General features: G+C 52.8%; 17 protein-coding genes and 1 pseudogene. 10 read left to right on the top strand and 8 right to left on the bottom strand.

Going from position 1 to position 17,349, the window contains the following annotated elements; genetic code table 11:
* On the bottom strand, window positions 1-475 hold a 475-nt coding region (locus ACOJWD_RS10370; RefSeq protein ID WP_486993159.1), incomplete at its 3' end, for a histidine phosphatase family protein.
* A gap of 355 nt (window positions 476-830) precedes the next feature.
* Between ACOJWD_RS10370 and ACOJWD_RS10365 the strand changes: the two genes are divergently transcribed.
* Genes ACOJWD_RS10365 through ACOJWD_RS10340 form a run of 6 tightly spaced genes read left to right on the top strand, consistent with a single transcriptional unit; the run spans window position 831 to window position 5,504 of the window.
* Window positions 831-1,670, top strand: coding sequence for an ABC transporter permease subunit (locus tag ACOJWD_RS10365; protein WP_486993158.1), 840 nt, complete (start codon window positions 831-833; stop codon window positions 1,668-1,670).
* 17 nt (window positions 1,671-1,687) lie between these two features.
* Window positions 1,688-2,731, top strand: a complete 1,044-nt coding sequence (locus ACOJWD_RS10360) for a taurine ABC transporter substrate-binding protein (protein WP_486993157.1) — start codon at window positions 1,688-1,690, stop codon at window positions 2,729-2,731.
* Window positions 2,728-3,507, top strand: coding sequence for an ABC transporter ATP-binding protein (locus ACOJWD_RS10355; protein ID WP_486993156.1), 780 nt, complete (start codon window positions 2,728-2,730; stop codon window positions 3,505-3,507). The genes ACOJWD_RS10360 and ACOJWD_RS10355 overlap by 4 nt, the downstream gene beginning before the upstream one ends.
* A complete protein-coding gene (locus ACOJWD_RS10350; protein WP_486993155.1) occupies window positions 3,508-3,972 on the top strand; it encodes a MarR family winged helix-turn-helix transcriptional regulator in 465 nt (154 codons plus the stop codon).
* Complete coding sequence (locus ACOJWD_RS10345; protein WP_486993154.1) at window positions 3,969-4,937, top strand: NAD(+)/NADH kinase; 969 nt, start codon at window positions 3,969-3,971, stop codon at window positions 4,935-4,937. The genes ACOJWD_RS10350 and ACOJWD_RS10345 overlap by 4 nt, the downstream gene beginning before the upstream one ends.
* A 48-nt stretch (window positions 4,938-4,985) precedes the next feature.
* Window positions 4,986-5,504: a hypothetical protein gene (locus ACOJWD_RS10340; RefSeq protein WP_486993153.1), complete on the top strand. Its 519-nt coding sequence runs from the start codon at window positions 4,986-4,988 to the stop codon at window positions 5,502-5,504.
* On the opposite strand, the gene ACOJWD_RS10335 is transcribed toward ACOJWD_RS10340, so the two are convergent.
* From ACOJWD_RS10335 to ACOJWD_RS10320, 4 genes are all read right to left on the bottom strand, one after another.
* The gene (locus tag ACOJWD_RS10335) at window positions 5,479-6,693 is read right to left on the bottom strand and encodes a glycoside hydrolase family 1 protein (protein ID WP_486993152.1); all 1,215 of its coding nucleotides are present in this window, start codon (window positions 6,691-6,693) and stop codon (window positions 5,479-5,481) included. The genes ACOJWD_RS10340 and ACOJWD_RS10335 overlap by 26 nt on opposite strands.
* Complete coding sequence (locus ACOJWD_RS10330; protein WP_486993151.1) at window positions 6,694-7,566, bottom strand: diacylglycerol/lipid kinase family protein; 873 nt, start codon at window positions 7,564-7,566, stop codon at window positions 6,694-6,696.
* A gap of 21 nt (window positions 7,567-7,587) precedes the next feature.
* Window positions 7,588-8,418: a deoxyribonuclease IV gene (locus tag ACOJWD_RS10325; protein ID WP_486993150.1), complete on the bottom strand. Its 831-nt coding sequence runs from the start codon at window positions 8,416-8,418 to the stop codon at window positions 7,588-7,590.
* A gap of 142 nt (window positions 8,419-8,560) precedes the next feature.
* Window positions 8,561-9,829, bottom strand: a complete 1,269-nt coding sequence (locus tag ACOJWD_RS10320) for an LCP family protein (RefSeq protein ID WP_486993149.1) — start codon at window positions 9,827-9,829, stop codon at window positions 8,561-8,563.
* 228 nt (window positions 9,830-10,057) lie between these two features.
* Here ACOJWD_RS10320 and ACOJWD_RS10315 point away from each other — a divergent pair, with 228 nt between their 5' ends.
* Complete coding sequence (locus ACOJWD_RS10315) at window positions 10,058-11,749, top strand: M14 family metallopeptidase (protein ID WP_486993148.1); 1,692 nt, start codon at window positions 10,058-10,060, stop codon at window positions 11,747-11,749.
* 3 nt (window positions 11,750-11,752) lie between these two features.
* Window positions 11,753-12,901, top strand: a complete 1,149-nt coding sequence (locus ACOJWD_RS10310; protein ID WP_486993147.1) for an aminotransferase class V-fold PLP-dependent enzyme — start codon at window positions 11,753-11,755, stop codon at window positions 12,899-12,901.
* A 22-nt stretch (window positions 12,902-12,923) separates the two neighbouring features.
* Here the strand turns inward: ACOJWD_RS10310 and ACOJWD_RS10305 are convergent, their stop codons facing one another.
* Both ACOJWD_RS10305 and ACOJWD_RS10300 read right to left on the bottom strand, forming a co-directional pair.
* The gene (locus tag ACOJWD_RS10305) at window positions 12,924-14,069 is read right to left on the bottom strand and encodes a ThiF family adenylyltransferase (protein ID WP_486993146.1); all 1,146 of its coding nucleotides are present in this window, start codon (window positions 14,067-14,069) and stop codon (window positions 12,924-12,926) included.
* 48 nt (window positions 14,070-14,117) lie between these two features.
* A complete protein-coding gene (locus tag ACOJWD_RS10300; RefSeq protein ID WP_486993145.1) occupies window positions 14,118-14,474 on the bottom strand; it encodes a hypothetical protein in 357 nt (118 codons plus the stop codon).
* A gap of 96 nt (window positions 14,475-14,570) precedes the next feature.
* Here ACOJWD_RS10300 and ACOJWD_RS10295 point away from each other — a divergent pair, with 96 nt between their 5' ends.
* Window positions 14,571-15,134, top strand: coding sequence for a hypothetical protein (locus tag ACOJWD_RS10295; protein ID WP_486993144.1), 564 nt, complete (start codon window positions 14,571-14,573; stop codon window positions 15,132-15,134).
* 520 nt (window positions 15,135-15,654) lie between these two features.
* Window positions 15,655-16,746, top strand: a complete 1,092-nt coding sequence (locus ACOJWD_RS10290; protein ID WP_486993143.1) for a hypothetical protein — start codon at window positions 15,655-15,657, stop codon at window positions 16,744-16,746.
* Between the two features lie 288 nt (window positions 16,747-17,034).
* Here the strand turns inward: ACOJWD_RS10290 and ACOJWD_RS10285 are convergent.
* Window positions 17,035-17,229, bottom strand: a pseudogene (locus ACOJWD_RS10285) (DUF4411 family protein); the annotation flags it as partial.
* Window positions 17,230-17,349: the final 120 nt, after the last annotated feature.

Raw genomic sequence — 17,349 nt, 5'->3', positions numbered from 1 at the left:
TGATACAATCAGCATGGGTGCCGGCAACAGTCAGGCCGGGACCATTTCGGTTAACGAAGTCTTGCAAAATGCCGAGTACCCGCCGTCCCACGGTTAAAATCGATTCTCCGCCCGGAGGAGGGTTCTCTTCTGGATCGCGCCTCCACGCTTGAAACGACACGTTACGAGAGCTCTCCAAATCCGCCAGACGTTCGCCGTCCCAGAGGCCGAGGTTGACTTCTGATAAATCGGGCAAGATGAGCGGTTCCAAGTGATGACGCGCGGCCAAAGGGGCGACCGTTTCTTGCGCCCGTATGAGGGGACTCGTGACAATATGTTGGATCGGAGCATCTTTTAACTGTTCCACAAGCTCGGCCGCTTGCCGCTTTCCTGTCTCGGTGAGATGAGGGTCCCACGAATGATATGCAAATCGCCCGTCAGCGTTCCCCTGACTTTCGCCATGCCGTACTAATAACACATCAGACGTTAACGACAACAATGCTCCTCCTCATCATGCGGATACGCCCTTAGTGTACTCGTTTTCTTGCGCCGTGGCGACTCTCTTCACCGGATTGTCAGGTCACACAATCGCCTCTCATGCAGATCACGGAAGACGTGGAGTGGGGCGATGACAATCGGCCTGCGTCAATAGTAACGCTCTTGGCTCTCTCTTTGTCATTTCTTCGTTGAAACTGAAGGAAAAAAAAGGATACGACAAGACGGTGGCAGAGGCATGAGATGATGCATAAGATGATGCAGCATCTCATTGCAAGACGCCTAAGAAAGCATGTCAAGACGGATTCTTGCCATCCCACGCAGGGATTATTGGCGGTCGGCGAGAGGGGACAAAGATGGGATACTTTATGTCCAAGGATAGTCATGACGACATCGCGCCCGTCATGACTGCACTACCCAATCGAACTGAACGGCCTATGCATAAATTCGTGCCGTGGTTGGTCGCTTTCGTGATGATTACGCTATGGTGGTTCGTGACGTTTCTTAAGATTTTTCCGACCGTGGCCCTGCCCTCGCCTGAAAGTGTGCTGCATCAAATGATCATCATCGCGACGCGAGGGTATAGTGGCTATACGCTGCTTGACAATATCGGTGCAAGTGTTGGGCGCATTACCGTGGGATTTATCGCCGCCGTCATTGTAGGGGTACCAATTGGTTTTTGGATGGGGTCAAACCGCTATATATTTTCCGCCTTAGACCCGCTTTTGCAGTTCTTTCGGCCTATACCGCCACTGGCCTATATTCCCGTGATGGTGGTGTGGTTTGGTACTGGAGAAATCTCAAAGTTTGTGCTGATTTTCTTTTGCACCATTCCCATTATCATCATCAGCGCGATGTCGGGTGTAAAAAGTGTCCAGCAGACCCGCTTGCGGGTGGCTGAGGTGTTCGGTGCGAATAGGATGCAAATCTTTCGCTATGTGGTCTTGCCGAGTGCGCTTCCAGAAATCTTTACCGGCATGAGAGTGGGGATCGGCGTGGCATGGACCTGTCTCGTGGCGGCCGAAATGATTGCATCACAAACCGGGCTTGGGGCGATGATTGAAACCGCGAGTGGTGAATTACAAATGGGTGTCGTCTTTGTGGGTATTTTGTTTATTGGCATCATTGGCTATTTGATGGAACTTCTTATTCGGACCATCGAACATCGGCTGGTACCTTGGAAGGGAAAGGCCTAGAGTGAGGGAGGCATGTGATGAAAAGGTTAGGCATCATGGTGGCTCTCGGGGGCGCGATGAGCTTGACGCTCAGCATTGCGGGATGTGGCTCTGCCATAGCTCAGGGGGCCCAGAAATTCACAGGCACGGTCACCATCGGTTATGAAAATGCACCGGATCCAGAGTCGGTAGCACTGGAACAGCATGATTTTCAAAAGGCGCTAGGGGTTAATGTGCGTTTGGAGTATTTTGAGTCAGGACCGGCCGCTCTTACGGCACTAGCATCGGGAAAACTGGACTTTATGACGACGTTGGGCAATCCACCTACCGCTGCGGCGATTGCGCGAGGGGTTCCCCTCGAAGTCATCTGGGCGATGGAACGGTATACCACGGGTGAAGGGTTAGTGGTGAAGAATTCGAGTGGAATTCATCGGCTATCCCAACTCGAAGGGAAAACCGTTGCACTGGTGAAGGGGTCAACGTCCCCATTTGAACTCCAGACGGCGCTCAAATTGCACCACATCCCCATTTCTCGTGTGACGGAAATCAACATGTCGCCGACCGAAATGGTCTCGGCTTGGAAGACGGGACAAATTCAAGCGGCCTATGTCTGGGTGCCATTTTCTACTGATATGGCGGCCGACGACGGCCACTTTTTAATGTATGACCAAGATGTCTATCGCGAGGCGCCGATATTTAATTTGGCCGTCGTCAATGCCCATTGGGCGGCCGGGCACAAAACCTTGGTCGATGATTTTATTCGTGCGGAGCAAATGGGCGTGAGCTATTTCGAGCAACATCCGCAAAAGGCCTATCAAGATATGGGGAAAATCAATGGGATTAGTGCCGCCGCAGCTCGGGTGCAAACGGAGGGGTTTAGCTTTACGACGATTTCTCAAGAGCTTGAGCCTGCGAGGCTTGGCGAGGGGGCTGGCGTGAAGAATTCGCTCGTGACCAAGTCGCTCACTTCGGCGGCCCAGTGGCTCTATCAAACCGGTCAAATCCCATCGCTTCCCCGCAATATGGCACAGTATGTTGATCCGCACTTTGTCGAGTCGGTATTAGGGAAGGGTTCTCGATGATTGCACTTCGGATGGTGAGTAAAAATTACCATGCACAGGGAGGGATCGCGTCGTCCGTACTGGCTCTACAGAACATTGATCTAGTCATACCCGATGGCGAATTTGTGTCGGTCGTGGGGCCGAGCGGCTGTGGGAAAACCACTCTCTTAAATTTGGTGGCGGGATTCGAATTTCCCACGTTGGGCGAGGTGCTCTTGGATAATCGTCCGATTACCGGTCCAGGGAAAGAGCGGGCGGTGGTATTTCAACAGCCCTCGCTTCTACCCTGGATGACGGTCGAGGATAACATTGCCTTTGGCAGTATCCTTCAGCAAGGACGACGCGGTATAGAGCGCGAGCAATTACGCCATATGATCCGTGTGATGGGATTGGAGGGGTTTGAGCACGCGCCTCCCTACCACCTATCGGGTGGAATGCAACAGCGGGTCGCGATTGCCCGCGCCCTATTAACCGATCCGGAGATGTTATTAATGGATGAACCGTTTGGGGCACTCGACGCGCAGACCCGTAGTGAAATGCAACGGTTTTTGCTGGCGATGTGGAAGGAGAGTCATCCCACCGTTCTTTTTGTGACCCACGATGTGGAAGAAGCGGTCTTACTCGCTGATAGGGTGGTCGTCATGTCGGCGCGCCCAGGGCGTATCGCGCTTGATATTAGGGTGCATGCGCCTCGACCACGCCAATGGGACTTTGGGCTCTCGCGGGAGTTTACCGATTTAAAACGCCAAGTGCTCCATGCCCTGCGTCCTGATGACTATCCCAGCCGGATTGGCTAAGTGCTCGAAAAGCGGTATGGTTATACCGAGGTGGCGCTGGTGGCATGGGATGAGGAAATATTTCCGCGGATATTCCAGTTAATCCGTGAGTTTGAACGACAATTTCGTGAACAGGGAGAGCATGATATCTCCACAACGCAATTCCAAGCATTGGCAATCTTAGATGAGGTGCAGCCGATTACCGCCATGGCCATGGCAGGTCTTTTACGCATTGCCGGACCGACGGCGACCCGTGCGCTTGACTCGTTAGACCGTCGAGGCTTATTGCTTAAGGAGCGCGACCCCCAAGATCGGCGCATTGTGTGGTTGAGATTGACGGACAGTGGGCGTGAGCAGTTGCAAGCGGAACGCCAGCGGCAGCTAGAGTGGGTCAGACGACTCTTAGAGTCATTAGGTGATGAGGAACAAGCGATGCTCGCGGCCACGCTGGAAAAGTTAAACGTTCAGGCGGCTCTCATTCCATGACGTCGAAAAAGGCTATCGGCCTCATTATTAATCCCATGGCGGGGCGCGACATTCGTCGCTTGGTGGCCTTTGCCTCGCTGCAGTCGGGGCCCGAAAAAGCGTTGGTCGCGAAGCGCATTATTGCGGGGATGACTGCGGTATCGGGGATTGAAGTCCTCCTCCCTGACGATCGGAGCGGATTTTTTGCCTGGCTGAAATCAGAACTAGGGAATACCGTGCCGATTCGTCTGGTTCCGTTGCCGCGCATAGAAGAGGACTCAACCGTGCTGTGGACGGGGCACCTCGTGGAAGCAGGAGCTAACGCTCTCATTGTGGTGGGAGGAGATGGGACTCAGCGTAATGTCGCCCAAGCGCATCCGCCAGTGCCCGTCTTGCCCATTGCGGGAGGCACCAATAACGTGGCGTGTTATTTAGGGGATCAAACAGCGGGCGGCTATGCCGTTGCCCGCTATCTTGCCGACCAACGAGATCCGGAGGAGGTAGGCGACCGATCCAAGGTGTGTCACATACAACTGCCGAGTGGTCACGAAGAGTTGGCTCTGATCGATGTGGCGTTGACCCGACAAAACTATACCGGAGCGATGGCCATTTGGGATCCGCGCGATGTGCGGGAATTGGTGCTTGCGGTAGCTGACCCTGTGCGCCCCGGTTTATCCAACGTGGGTGGCTATCGAGAACCTATCTCCTTTAGCGAGGATGCGGCGCTTCATCTTATCCTCGGGGAGGGCGAGGCTAAAACATCGGCGGTATTGGCGCCGGGATTGATGGCAGATTTTTTTGTCACACACTGTGAACGCATCGCCCTTGATGTGCCAGTGGTACTTTCGTGTGGTGAAGAGGGGGGGAGTCTCACCCTCGATGGGGAACGCACGGTGGTACTCCATAAAGAGCAATACGCGACGGTGTCAGTCCGGCGCGATGGGCCACTGGTTTTGAATCCGGAGCGGATTTTGTCTCCATCCTAGGTATATTTTTTCTCTTCTCTCTTATTTATAGACGAGGGGGGACGACCTATGAAAGAGAGTGGAGCGAAGCCCAAGGTGACCTTGGAACTCATACAGCTCGTGAATCGTATGGGACATATACGGCGAGAAATGAAAGAGTTGGAAACCGAGGAGAGCGTGCTCCGGGATCAAATATTGGCGGTGCTGAGTACATGGCCTCGCGATATTTTCCCCATTCGTATGGGTCATTTTGAAGTGCGCCTGGGGGAGCGTCGCGGACGCGTAGATGTCATCGAGGCGGCTGAGGTTCTCCGCCAGCATCATCTCGAAGAGAATCTTCCTCAGGAAGCTACCGTCCGTAGCGAGAGGACGATCACGTTCTTGTCCTGCCAGATTCGCGAACTGCCCATGCCCGAAGAGACTCGCACGAAGTTGGGAGAAGCCTATGAAGCGGCCATTGACTGGCATCCGCTCATTTCAAATGATATCCTCATGGCTTTTCATGAGAACCTTCAACTGTCTGACGACGAGTACAAATCTTGTTTTAAAGATGGCAAGCCCATCACTTGGACGCTTGCGGTACGATAATGGGGTAGCTATCGCCACTCGCTTGAATGATGGTACGGTAGTATTCGCCACTGGCTCGCATAGTACGTTTGAGGGAATCGTAATCAATATGGATGAGTCCAAAGCGTGGGCCGTACCCTTCTGCCCATTCAAAGTTATCAAAGGCCGACCAATAATAGTATCCCCGTATCGGAAGACCTGCACGCTGCGAGTCTGAAATGGCGTTAAGATGGCCTTCGATATAGGCGGTGCGTTGCGCATCGTCCAGCGTAGAAATGCCATTTTCCGTGATAATCATCGGTTTTTGATAACGCTTTAAACGCGTCAGCACCTCAGAAAGTCCCTCGGGATAAATCTCCCATCCAAGGCTGGACTGGGGATTTTCCGGACGAGCTTGAATGGGGTGCAGGCCGTGAGAAAAACGGATATATTGTCGGGTATAATAGTTGACGCCGAGAAAATCTTCATACGGTTCGATCATGGCGATAAAGCGGTCGTTCATCAGGTATCGCACCAATCCGGTCATGGCCAAATCCAGCCCCGCGTGCCGCCAGGGATGAAACGCAATGAGATGGTGGGCAAGGCCCACCCATGCTAAGGGTTTTTTCTCTTTGATGGTGGTGTAAGCCACTTTATGGATTTCTGCAAGACGATCGATCAGTTTGAATGCGCGACGAAATCCGTGTAAGGCAGGCGGCCAAATACCAATAATATACCCCATGACGGTGAAGACCAAAGGTTCGTTAATCGTCACATATAGGTCGACCAAATCGCCCAGAGCGTCCATGACCGTGTCAACATAGCGCTTAAACCAAAGGGCCCCCTCGGGATGAAGAAACCCTCCGCGCTCGGCAACCCAGATAGGAAGCGTAAAGTGGTGTAGGGTCATTAGCGGCATGATATGGCGGCGCTTTAGCGAGAGAATCATGGCGCGATAGTGATCGATGGCCTTCGCGTCAAATTCTCCCGGACGTGGTTCGATGCGACTCCATTCCAACGAAAAGCGATAACTATTGATCCCTAGCTGCTGTAATAGATCGAAGTCCTCTTCATAACGATTCCAGTGATCAAGGGCTAACAGGGATGGCTCGGTGCCGTGGCCCGTGTGTTCAAACTGGGTCCAGTCATTGGTTTGATTTCCTTCGATTTGGTGACTTGAGGTCGCTGTCCCCCAAAGAAAGGATGGATACTCTTTCGGCCAGCGATCCATTTACGAGTGCCCCATACGCACACGAATGGCCTTTTTTAATACCGTGAATGTGACGGGCAAGTGCCCCACAATTTCTCCATCGGCATGGACTAGCATGCTGGCTGGGCCATCGACGGTTAATGCTTCGGCCTGAAAGGACTTGACGACGGGATGGGTAATGTGTGTTCCACGGAACACTTTAGCCAAGAGAGGTAGGACACCGATGCGCGGTAAATCTTTGACCCAGACAACATGAAAGAGGCCATCATCCACCACCGCTTCGGGGCAGACTTTCATTCCACCAGCATAATATGGGGTAATGCCACAGGCAATCAGGAAGGTCTTTTCGGAACGATACGCGCCTTCGACATTGACCGTCATCGTGGCGGACTGATAGCGGGCCAGGTGGCGAAGAATAGCACGGATAAATACCCAGGTGCCATTCCCGCTTTTTCCATGTTGATTGACCCATCCTGCGACCTCAGCATCAAATCCCACCCCAGAGACGGTGAGGAAGTATTGGTCGTTCACTTGCCCGATGTCGATGGGAACGGCAGCACCATTCAAGGCAACCTTGAGCATCTCCTCTGGAGCCTTTGGATAGGAGAGAGTGCGCACAAAGTCATTGCCGGTTCCTGCCGGCAGGACAGCAAAGATCGCCTTCCCCTCGGGCATGAGACCATTAATGACTTCGTGATGAGTGCCGTCACCGCCTAAGGAGATGACGGTCATGTTATCCTGTCCGGCGACTTCCCGAGCAAGCTCTGTCGCATGCCCGGGACCTCTCGTCGTGACGACCTCCACGTCTTGAGGAATCGAAGCACGAATATTATCAAACAGTTGTTGGGCCTTGCCGTTACCGGCAATGGGGTTCAATATAATGCGAGCCGCCATAGGTCCTCCCGACAAATAAAATTAATGAAGCAACGACTTCACAAGCTCAATTTCTTCGGCATACTGACTTTCCTTGTCCACCGGTGTTTCTAAATAAAAGGGAATGTCTTTGAGCCGCGAATCGTTCACAATTTGCGTAATCGCGACGAGCCCCAATTCCCCTTTGCCGATGAGCTCATGGCGGTCCTTACGTGCATTAAAGGGCACCTTACTATCATTGAGATGAATGGCATGGAGACGCTCCATAAAGGCTGGGGTATCGAATCCGATAAATGCACTCGGGTTCTCGCGCGTCATCATTCCTGAACCAAATGCGTGTTGGGTATCGAGGCAAATCCCTACGAGATCTTGCGAAAAGGGCTCCACTAGCGTTAGAAGTTCCTCGAGCGTGGTACCAATTTCGGATCCTTGACCGGCGGTATTTTCGATGAGAATACGCACCCCTGCGGTCTCGTTCTTTTCAAGCACGCTCCGGATCCCCTCACGCATGCGTTCTATACCATACTCACGTCCCTGTTCTTTCGGTTTGCCACAATGCACCACAACCCCATAGCTACCCCGAGCTTCAGCAATCACTAAATCCTGGACTAATGCGTCGATCGAGGTCTCAAAAAGACCGTCGTCCGGGCTGGCTAAATTGATTAAATAGGGGGTATGCCCCACAGCCACTAAGTCTAATTCTTGCATTAATTGTCGACCGCGCTCCGCGTCTGCTCGATCTAACGGCTTGGCGTTACGAAATCCCCGCGGATTCTTAGTGAAGTATTGAAATGCATTGGCCCCTAAGGTCGGGGCGATTTTTACCGCGGTTGAAAATCCCTTAGCAATGCTTAAATGGCATCCGATGCGCACGAATCACGGCTCCTTACTGTCAACCCATCTCATCGATAATGGCGATGGGGACAAGTGTCCTTAGTATCATGCGCTTTTCGAAGCTAGAACGTCAATTATTGAGCGCAGCTCTTGTTGAATAGCAATGTATTCTCGGTCACGATTATATCTTCGCCTTGGGGTTGAGGTGAAAGTCGCTTCCCACGGTGATTACCATATCGACGCCGGGAACATCATGGTAGGGAATTTCCTCGATTGTGGTGTCCTTTGATGGCCCGAGAGCATTGGCTAGGCGTCCGGCAAGATATTTGTCACCGGTATAATCTTCCACCGTATTCGAAACATGGTCGTGCTGGTTAGCCCAAATCACCTCATTGACAGAGAACCCTTCAGATTTGAGCCATTGGGCCAGGGTGTCAGCGGGCGTGAGCGAATTGGTTCCGGAGCGCACAATGATATTGATGTGTTTGCGCTCACTGATGGGCAATCGATCTAAGAGAATATCGTTACGCAGTACCGGGATGAGGTTGGTATCCAGTTTCCAGTAGTCGATGCCGTTAATAGTTTGTGGCAAACCGGGTAAGGTGGCATAGCGAATTTGATTTAACTTCACATGGGAGCCGAGGAGGCCGAGCTGGATGAGTTGTTCCGTCGTGAGGTTGGTTTTCGTGATGTCCTTGCGTAACAGGGAAATGACTTGAGGGAGATGGGAAATCTCGCTCGGTTGCAGCACTTTTTTGAGAATGAGTTTCACAATGTATTGTTCCTGTTGAATCCGACCAATATCGCCGAGAGCTTCCTCGCGGAATCGAACAAACTCCACCACTTGCTGGCCGTCTAAATGCTGTACTCCGGCTTTCAGATGAATATCCAAAAATTTGGCAGCGGCCGTGTTGGAGTTTCCGTAATTCATGGCATACGGCACATCCACCGTGAGACCACCAATATCATTAATGATTTGCGCGAAGTTCACAATGGTGGTTTCAGCGTAAAAGTTAATCGGCACACCCACAGTTTTTGACACCACTTTAACGGCCAACGTGGGCCCTCCGACGAAGTTGGCATCATTAATTTTATTGAGCCCACCGGCTTGTGGCAAATCGATTTCGGAGTCCCGTGGTACGGAGAGGAGGCTGGCTTGATCTGTTTTGGTATCAATACTAATGAGCATCATGACATCCGACTGATCCGGCAAATTGGGGTTGTTTAATACGTCATGGCTTCCATCTTGAATGAGGCCTTCCCCTAATAATAAGATATTGATCCGCCCGTGAAAGGCACCAGAGTTTTTGGCTTGATCCGCCAAGCTTTGTCCCGCCGACCGATAGAAATGATACGCTGCTCCAACGCCTACGATGAAAACAGCGATGACGAATATGGCAATGAGTCGTGGCCAGCGAACCTTTCGTTGTCGACGTGCGTGGCTTGGCATCCATAGCGCCCCTTTCGTGTTTCGCGATTATATCACAAGGATATGAAAGAGATGATAACAATTGTCGAATGATCGTGAGATTTGTCGGGGACGAAGAGAGTGAAACCTGGGCGATGTGGGATTTCAGTGGGGATGACGAAATTCGAAGATGAGATCTGTGGTGGGCAGGAATTCGCCCTGCGCGACGAGAAAAGGTAATCATATTGATGGCGACGGGGAGGTACATAGATGGCTAAAGCAAAATATTGGACATATGACGAAATGTGGACGGAGTTACGGACACTGGAAGCGCACTATCCTGATCTAATGACGGTTGAGGTGATAGGGCAGAGCCGCCAGGGGCGTGATATGGCGGGGGTCACCATCACGCAACGGGCAGGCGGCAATCCAGAGACGAAGTCGGCGGTATTTGTGGACGCCAACATTCATGCGGGGGAAGTGGCCGGGAATTCGGTGGCCATGTATTGGGTTCAATGGTGTCTCGAGAACTATGGTCAAAATCCCGAAGCGACAGCCCTTTTGGATGAGCATACGGTCTATGTTGTCCCCCGCATCTCGGTCGACGGGGCGGAACTCTATCTCACCACACCACATCGGGTGCGATCCAGTCCGCATATATATCCGTACTCCGAGCCGCCGGAAGGATTTGTTCCAGAGGATATCAATGGAGACGGGCACATCTTGACGATGCGGATTCCGGCAGAGGATGGGGCTTATGCGATTGATGATCTGGATAGTCGCGTCATGCGTCGCCGATACCCCGGGGAAATGGGGGGGCGATACTATCATGTATTTCCTGAGGGGCGGATAGAGAAAACGTCGTCCTCGGGAGAATTCCCGGTCTGGGCTCATGCAAAATCCGCGCGGCGACAAGGGATGGACTTTAACCGCAATTTCCCCATTCGCTGGGCTGGGGAACGTGGCCAAGCAGGCGCCGGCCCATTTCCTCTGTCAGAGCCGGAACTGCGTAACCTGGCGGCGTTTATTCATTCCCATCGCAATATTGCGGCTTATGTGGCCTTGCATACCTCGGGCGGTGTGATTTTGCGTCAGCCATCGACCGGAGAGGACACAGTGCTTTCAGAAACAGATCGCTTGCTTTTTACTCAGGTGGCCCTCATGGGAAAGCAGGTTAGTGGTTATGAGGCCGATTCGAATTATCATATTTTTGCCTCTGGGCATGAAAAAGTGTTAATGCCCGGGGCTGCGGATGATTGGATGTACGATCACTTTGGCGTCTTGAGTTTCACCGTAGAAATATGGAATCTTCCCAAACATGCGGGGGCCCGGGGCTATGCCGAATATGGGGTGAGAAAATTAATGGAACTCACCTACGAGCAAGAGGCGGAAGATGACCGAAAAATTTATGAGTGGGTTTCGAAAGAAGTGCCGGAAGACGGGGTATTTCCGTGGGCGCCGTTTGACCATCCGGACTTTGGCACGGTGGAAATCGGGGGCCTCAATCCGAAGTTTGTGGTGCAAAATCCTCCCATAAATTTCTTGGGAGAGGAATGCGCCCATGTCAGCGGATTCTTGACTCGTCTGGGCCTTTCTACACCCCGTTTGGTCCTCTCTCATGTGGAGGCCGCCCCATTAGGAGATCAGTTATATCGGGTGACTGCGGAAGTGACAAACGCTGGGTTTTTGCCCACCTCCAGCACCGAGAAAGGGCAGGACCTTTTGTTAGAAGGGCTTCGATGCCACCTTTTAGGGGACCTCGAGATAGTGTCCGGCAAAACCCCGACGGACCTCGGACAATTGGACGGCTACGCCGTTCAGGATTCCTGGGCGCCTCCGCACAGCCAGAGAGCTCACGCAGAATGGACGGTGCGAGTCATGGGCCGAAAAGAGATTGAGGTCATGGTGGAAGGACCACGCTCTGGGCGGGTATCGAAAACGCTGGTAGTAGGAAAGGAGTAGGCCGTGTACGGGTACGACTTGAAATTACTGATTCCCGCCGCCACCAATTCTACCTATCTTAACGCGGGGACGCTCGGTCCGACACCGAGTACGGCCCTCGCGGCTGCAGCCGCTAGTGAACTGGAATGGGTGGAAGCCGGAGCAGGTTTCCATATGCACTACCTGAGCGCCAAAGGGTCAGTTCGCCGTTTTGCAGAGCGGGTAGAACGCGCTATGCCGGGTGGTGTGGTGAGCATTGTAGAAAATAACAGCGAGTCTCTTTTGAGAATATTATGGGGTACGCGCTTTGCTCCTCAGGATGAGATCATTACCACCAGTCATGAACATGGTGCGGTGGTACTGCTGCTTTCATCCATTATGCGGCGCTTTGATGTCAAGGTTCGCGTACTCGACGTAGACAGCACCAGAGGCCTTTTGACGCAACTGCAGGAGGCCATCAATGAACGGACACGTATGGTGGTGATGAGCCACGTCTCCTATCTTACCGGTTGGGAACTGCCCGTTGCGGCTTGTGCCGAGGTGGTGCATAAGTGGCCAGACTGTCGACTGGTGGTGGATGGTGCCCAGGCCTTAGGGAATGTCATCGTTCAGCCCGAAGCACTGGGAGCAGACTATTATGTGTTTTGTGGCCATAAGTGGATGATGGCGCCGGCGGGATGGGCCGGTCTGTGGGTGAGCCATAAACGCCGGGATGAACTGGCGACGCGATGGCCCCTAGAGGACTATCAAATGGATGTGAAGCAACTGGAAAAAGGGCCCTTTTCATCCTATAGCGAGTCCGGAGACAGTTTGGAGTTTGGAACGCGCAGTTGGCCTCGAATTGCGGCTTGGTCAATTACCTGGGACTATTTCGATGAAGAGGGATTTATGCATCATCGCGATTACCAGCAAAGTCTCGCCAACGAGGCTCGGGAGAGGCTGAATCGGGTGGAGGGGCTTACCGTTCAAGACGTCCCTTGTGGAGAATATCGTAGTACTGCGCTGATGGCGGTGACCTGTCATCCCATTGGCTCGGGGCTCTTTGACTGGCTGTATGAGAGAAATGTGATCGCGAAGGCGTCATCCTCTCGTCATGGAATCCGCTTGTCGTTTGCAGCTTTTAACACCGCTGAAGATATCGAACGCTTGGTGGCGGGAGTGCAAGGACTCTAGACTAGGCGGCGAAGGCAGGGCATTAGCTACGTGTCCAGGCTTCGCCGCGCGTGTGCCATAGGCTGGTACCCCCCGACACGCTAAAGGCTTCAATCCCCTTAGACCGGAGATATTGGGATGCATAGGCGCTGCGAATTCCAGCGGCACACATCACAATGACGGGGCCCTCAATAGCTTCCGCGACGAAGCGATCCAGGTCCTCGAGCGGATAATTCTCGGCATTAGGGACGTGCCCAGATGAAAATTCGAGTGCACTGCGAACATCCACCATCCGGGTGCCGGGTTGTTGTAGGAGTTGTCGGGCTTCCTCAATGGAGACGGTAGGCGTTTTTTCCGAAGGCGCCTGTGGCAGGAGCGGTGGATGGCCTTCTATCCCACAAAAGGCTTCATAATCCACCAGCGCGGTAATGGAAGGATGGTCTCCGCATAGGTCACACGTCGGCCGCTGATCAAAGGGCATTCGTTGCCACTCTCCAGAGAGGGCATCATAGATCATAAAGACGCTCTTATCCGGTATAGATAAATGAAGACACATTTTTAATGCTTCCACGGCCTGCATGCTACCCATCACTCCTGCCACTGCGCCGAACACCCCAGCCAGGGCACAGTCAGGCACCGTTCCGGGATCTGGTGGCACGGGGAAAAGGCACCGATAGCAGCCATGACCGGGACGATATACGGCGAGCTGTCCTTCAAACCGCAAGATGGCCGCATCGATAAGCGGCTTATGGAGCAGCACTGCGGCATCATTGACGAGATAACGGGTGGGGAAATTATCGCTGCCATTAATAATGAGGTCATATTGTGCGAAAAGGTCGAAAGCATTGGTACGCGTCAGAAACTCCCGATGCTCAAGAATCTGCACGTGCGGATTGATGGTTTCGAGCCGTTCGTGCGCCGAGTGGGTTTTGAAGTCGCCGATATGGGTCTCATCGTGCAGAATTTGGCGATGTAAGTTCGATAGTTCGACTGTATCTCCGTCAACGATGCCGATGGTGCCAACACCTGCGGCGGCCAGGTAAACGGCGGCAGCAGAACCTAAGGCGCCCGCCCCGACAAAAAGCACACGACTATTCATGAGTTGTTCTTGACCTTGTAATCCCACCTCGGGTAAGACCATCTGGCGCTGATATCGTGCCATCATGCGGGCAGTGAATTGTTCTTGCACGGCTAAGGCCTCCTTGAGAGACGTTGCAGGGTGGCGTTGAATCGTCGGCTAGTCATCGCTCTCGATCTCCCAGTCGCTGCCGCTATTGAGGCGGTCATCAATGAGCCATCCAAAGTTTTGATCGACGGTGGCGGGCGAAACGCCCGTGGCGGGATAGGCGTCCCAGGGACCTTCCCGGTCGGTTTCGATTCGGGCTAAGACAAACTGTCTCCACGCTACGTCCCGCCAAAATCGGTCCATATTTTCAAAGGATAATGGAACTTTGGCGGTCAATAGGGCGCGGGTGGTGTCTTCTAACACCTTCAATGTGTTTTTGCTGGCGCGCTCCGGATATAAGAGTTCGATTAAGTCGCGCACCGCTTGAACACCGGCTGTGACGGACGAGGGTTTGGGTCCAAATCCCATGACGTGTCCTCCTCAAGATGACGTGCCACTTTCCTGCGGAAAAGCTTCTCATAGCACTATCCTAACATATGCTACCGGTGACGGAGGTGGCTTCGGGTGTCGCGGATGCCGATCTATTCCCCAGTACTCGATCACATGGGTCAACGCAGTATTCGGTGGGCCATGACCTGGCATGGACAAAAGCGCGTGTTGGATTGGTATGCACGACGCGGCTATCATGTCTATACGCTCGCGGACGTGGCGGAACTGCCGTCGGTGGTTGTCGAAGAGCGGGTGAGCCGATTGCGGGAATATTGGAGACGCTGGCTTTTGGGAGAAAGTGCAGTGGCTATGGTGGCCGGACCAGCGGGGATGGTAGTCGGGGGGCCTGTTCTCTCGTTCGTTTTGGTTGCATGGGCCGTTGAAATGGGATGGTCCTACGGAATTGATATGGAGAGCGACGAGGAGCTCGATGGGATTCGCCGACGAATTCATCAGAACTTAATGCGTGCCTTAGGGATCTCTGGTGAACCGGGCCCACATCATGGCCGTTGGATAAAACTTGCCGGTACGGTATTGTTTTGGGGATTTGGTCCCGAACTATCCTCGGCTGATACGGTTATGGCTGAGATGCGCCGCGAGTTTCGAAGCCGATGGGAAAACAGGAAGGACGCGTTATGAATCATCCGCAGGCCCAGGTTTCTAAGCGCCATTACGGTGTAATTACATACAGATGGGATGAAGTAGGTTGTCTGAATATGGGGGGCAAGAGAGAACATAATCAGGTTACTCACCCACAAATAGTGGTTGTTCGGGTAGAGATGACTACGACTCACGGAAATTTTCTGACTAATAGGAAGGTGCCTTATAAAATAATATCAAATACAACGTTGGAGGTGCTCCCATGGATGAGGAAAAGCGGGAACAACAAGAAGAAGTCCGGCAAGACGAGTGGTTCGATGTCATGCGGGAGTGGTTCGAAGAAGAGTAGTGCGTCTGCAGATAAGAGCGAGGCACATGGCCCCGCTCTTTTTTTGTTCAACCAAGGCATTCTCGGTCATGCACCCGCAAAGCTTGCTGCCAATTGAGTATTACACTTTGCCTCGGGGCTCTTCTCGTCGTTTGAGGGCCCCTTTTGAGTAAGCGTGAAACGTAACCTCGGAATTGTCGCGAGCGTTTAGTAGCCGAGGGGGAAGCGTTAATGGGGAAACGTCTTGCAGTGCTGGGATCGGTACTGCTATCGCTAATCGTGACGGGGTGTGGAGTGGCAAACCAAGCATCAACAGCACGACTTCCGACGACGGTACATACGCTGTCGCATTCTCAGTCAGTCGGGAGCGCGCCGCGGTCGCCGTCCGTGAGTGGGTTGACTTCATTGGCGTCCGGCGGACCCTGGCACATTGCGACCATGAGTTTTCAATCGGCGCAAGAAGGTGTGGTGGTGGCCTCTAATACCAAAGATGTAGCGATATTCCAAACTGAGGACAGTGGACAGCGCTGGATTCAAACAGGCACGTGGCCGATGGTTAATACGTCTGCCATTCCCACGCAGGTGGACGAATTGGGAACGCCCATCGCTGTGTCTTTCTATAATAAGCGCGACGGTATGGCGGAATGGTATCAAGAGGCCGCTGCCGGTCAGATGTGGGTGGACATCGGCTACACCACCAACGGTGGTCGTACCTTTACACTAACGGCGACGCACGTGAAGTTATGGGATGGTTCGAACTCTCTTGTCATGACAGGACCTAAGGCAGCATGGCTGGCGAATAGTGAAGATGCGGCACTGACCGATGACATCCTGGTCACCCATGATGGCGGTGCTAAATGGCAACGCTTGAGTCTCGTAATGCCCGTCAAAGCCTTAGGGGCTCTTGCGACAGCCATTCGCGTGAGAGGATCTCAAGCTGCCTCGGTCGTAACCGTATTGGCAGGGACAAAGCGTGATCAGGACCTTGCCGTCGATGAGTTCACGACTGATGCGGGTATCCATTGGAGGTCTTTAGATTTGCCGTCCACCGGATTAACGGGATCCCTTCTCGGCTCTCGAGAGTCTACGGCGGCTTATTGGTCATCTGAGACCCAATGGGTGTTGGCGAGTCTTCCGGATGGAAAGGTGGATCTTTTAACCTACAATGCCTCAAAAAAAGAGTGGTTGCGACAAACCGTTCCGACTCAACATCCGACCTTGATTGTCTTAGTAGGTCCTCAAACAGGTTATATGGCGGGTGAGCAGCATATCTGGGAGACCATCAATGGCGGAGAAAGTTGGACCGTATTAGCGTCTTTATGAAGATGCTTCATGGTTAGGGATTAAGGCGTAAGATAGCGTCGGCTTTTCTTCCTAACGGTTCTTCTTCCAATGCCTCAATGACCGGTAATCCACGCTTTAGAAGTTTCTGATGGACGCGAACCACAGACATTGATAGATGGCATCCATGGTTATAATGCAAAGCCCGGGATGCCATTTAACGTAATCTGCTTCAGTTCAGCAACGCGGGCCTTGGGGCCGCAATGAGAAAGGGGATGTCCCGTCACCTAGAGCCCGTCATGGGAAAACCCTAAAGTCATAATGTCATAGCTAAACGTACCGAAGGTGTACACTCAAACTACGCAACATACTATAGGTGTCAATCCACGGTACCAATACGGCGCCGCAAATGTCAGGAATCTTCACCTTGGCTCCAACGCTTGCCGGCTGTTCCATAGTAACTACCGTTCCCCCGATAACCTTAGCATAAGCAATAACCCAAGGATCGGCACAAGCAAGAAACTCCTGCCTCCACCTATCTTTAAAGCCTAATCATTACCCACATTTTTCGTGTGACTGATGCGCCAAAGTATTTGTACAGTATCAGCCCGTACGGTGTGAATCTCACTCGGACAATCTTTTTCG

The sequence above is a fragment of the Sulfobacillus sp. TH-112 genome (genome assembly GCF_057473405.1).
The sequence above is the reverse complement of the archived record's forward strand: the minus strand, read 5'-3'. Positions and strand labels throughout refer to the sequence as shown.

Excerpts from the sequence above, each read along its gene's own strand:
- ACOJWD_RS10365 (WP_486993158.1), top strand. The coding sequence starts at position 831 with ATGGGATACTTTATGTCCAAGGATAGTCATGACGACATCGCGCCCGTC.
- ACOJWD_RS10360 (WP_486993157.1), top strand. The coding sequence starts at position 1,688 with ATGAAAAGGTTAGGCATCATGGTGGCTCTCGGGGGCGCGATGAGCTTG.
- ACOJWD_RS10355 (WP_486993156.1), top strand. The coding sequence starts at position 2,728 with ATGATTGCACTTCGGATGGTGAGTAAAAATTACCATGCACAGGGAGGG.
- ACOJWD_RS10345 (WP_486993154.1), top strand. The coding sequence starts at position 3,969 with ATGACGTCGAAAAAGGCTATCGGCCTCATTATTAATCCCATGGCGGGG.
- ACOJWD_RS10340 (WP_486993153.1), top strand. The coding sequence starts at position 4,986 with ATGAAAGAGAGTGGAGCGAAGCCCAAGGTGACCTTGGAACTCATACAG.
- ACOJWD_RS10335 (WP_486993152.1), bottom strand. The coding sequence starts at position 6,693 with ATGGATCGCTGGCCGAAAGAGTATCCATCCTTTCTTTGGGGGACAGCG.
- ACOJWD_RS10330 (WP_486993151.1), bottom strand. The coding sequence starts at position 7,566 with ATGGCGGCTCGCATTATATTGAACCCCATTGCCGGTAACGGCAAGGCC.
- ACOJWD_RS10320 (WP_486993149.1), bottom strand. The coding sequence starts at position 9,829 with ATGCCAAGCCACGCACGTCGACAACGAAAGGTTCGCTGGCCACGACTC.
- ACOJWD_RS10315 (WP_486993148.1), top strand. The coding sequence starts at position 10,058 with ATGGCTAAAGCAAAATATTGGACATATGACGAAATGTGGACGGAGTTA.
- ACOJWD_RS10300 (WP_486993145.1), bottom strand. The coding sequence starts at position 14,474 with ATGGGATTTGGACCCAAACCCTCGTCCGTCACAGCCGGTGTTCAAGCG.
- ACOJWD_RS10290 (WP_486993143.1), top strand. The coding sequence starts at position 15,655 with ATGGGGAAACGTCTTGCAGTGCTGGGATCGGTACTGCTATCGCTAATC.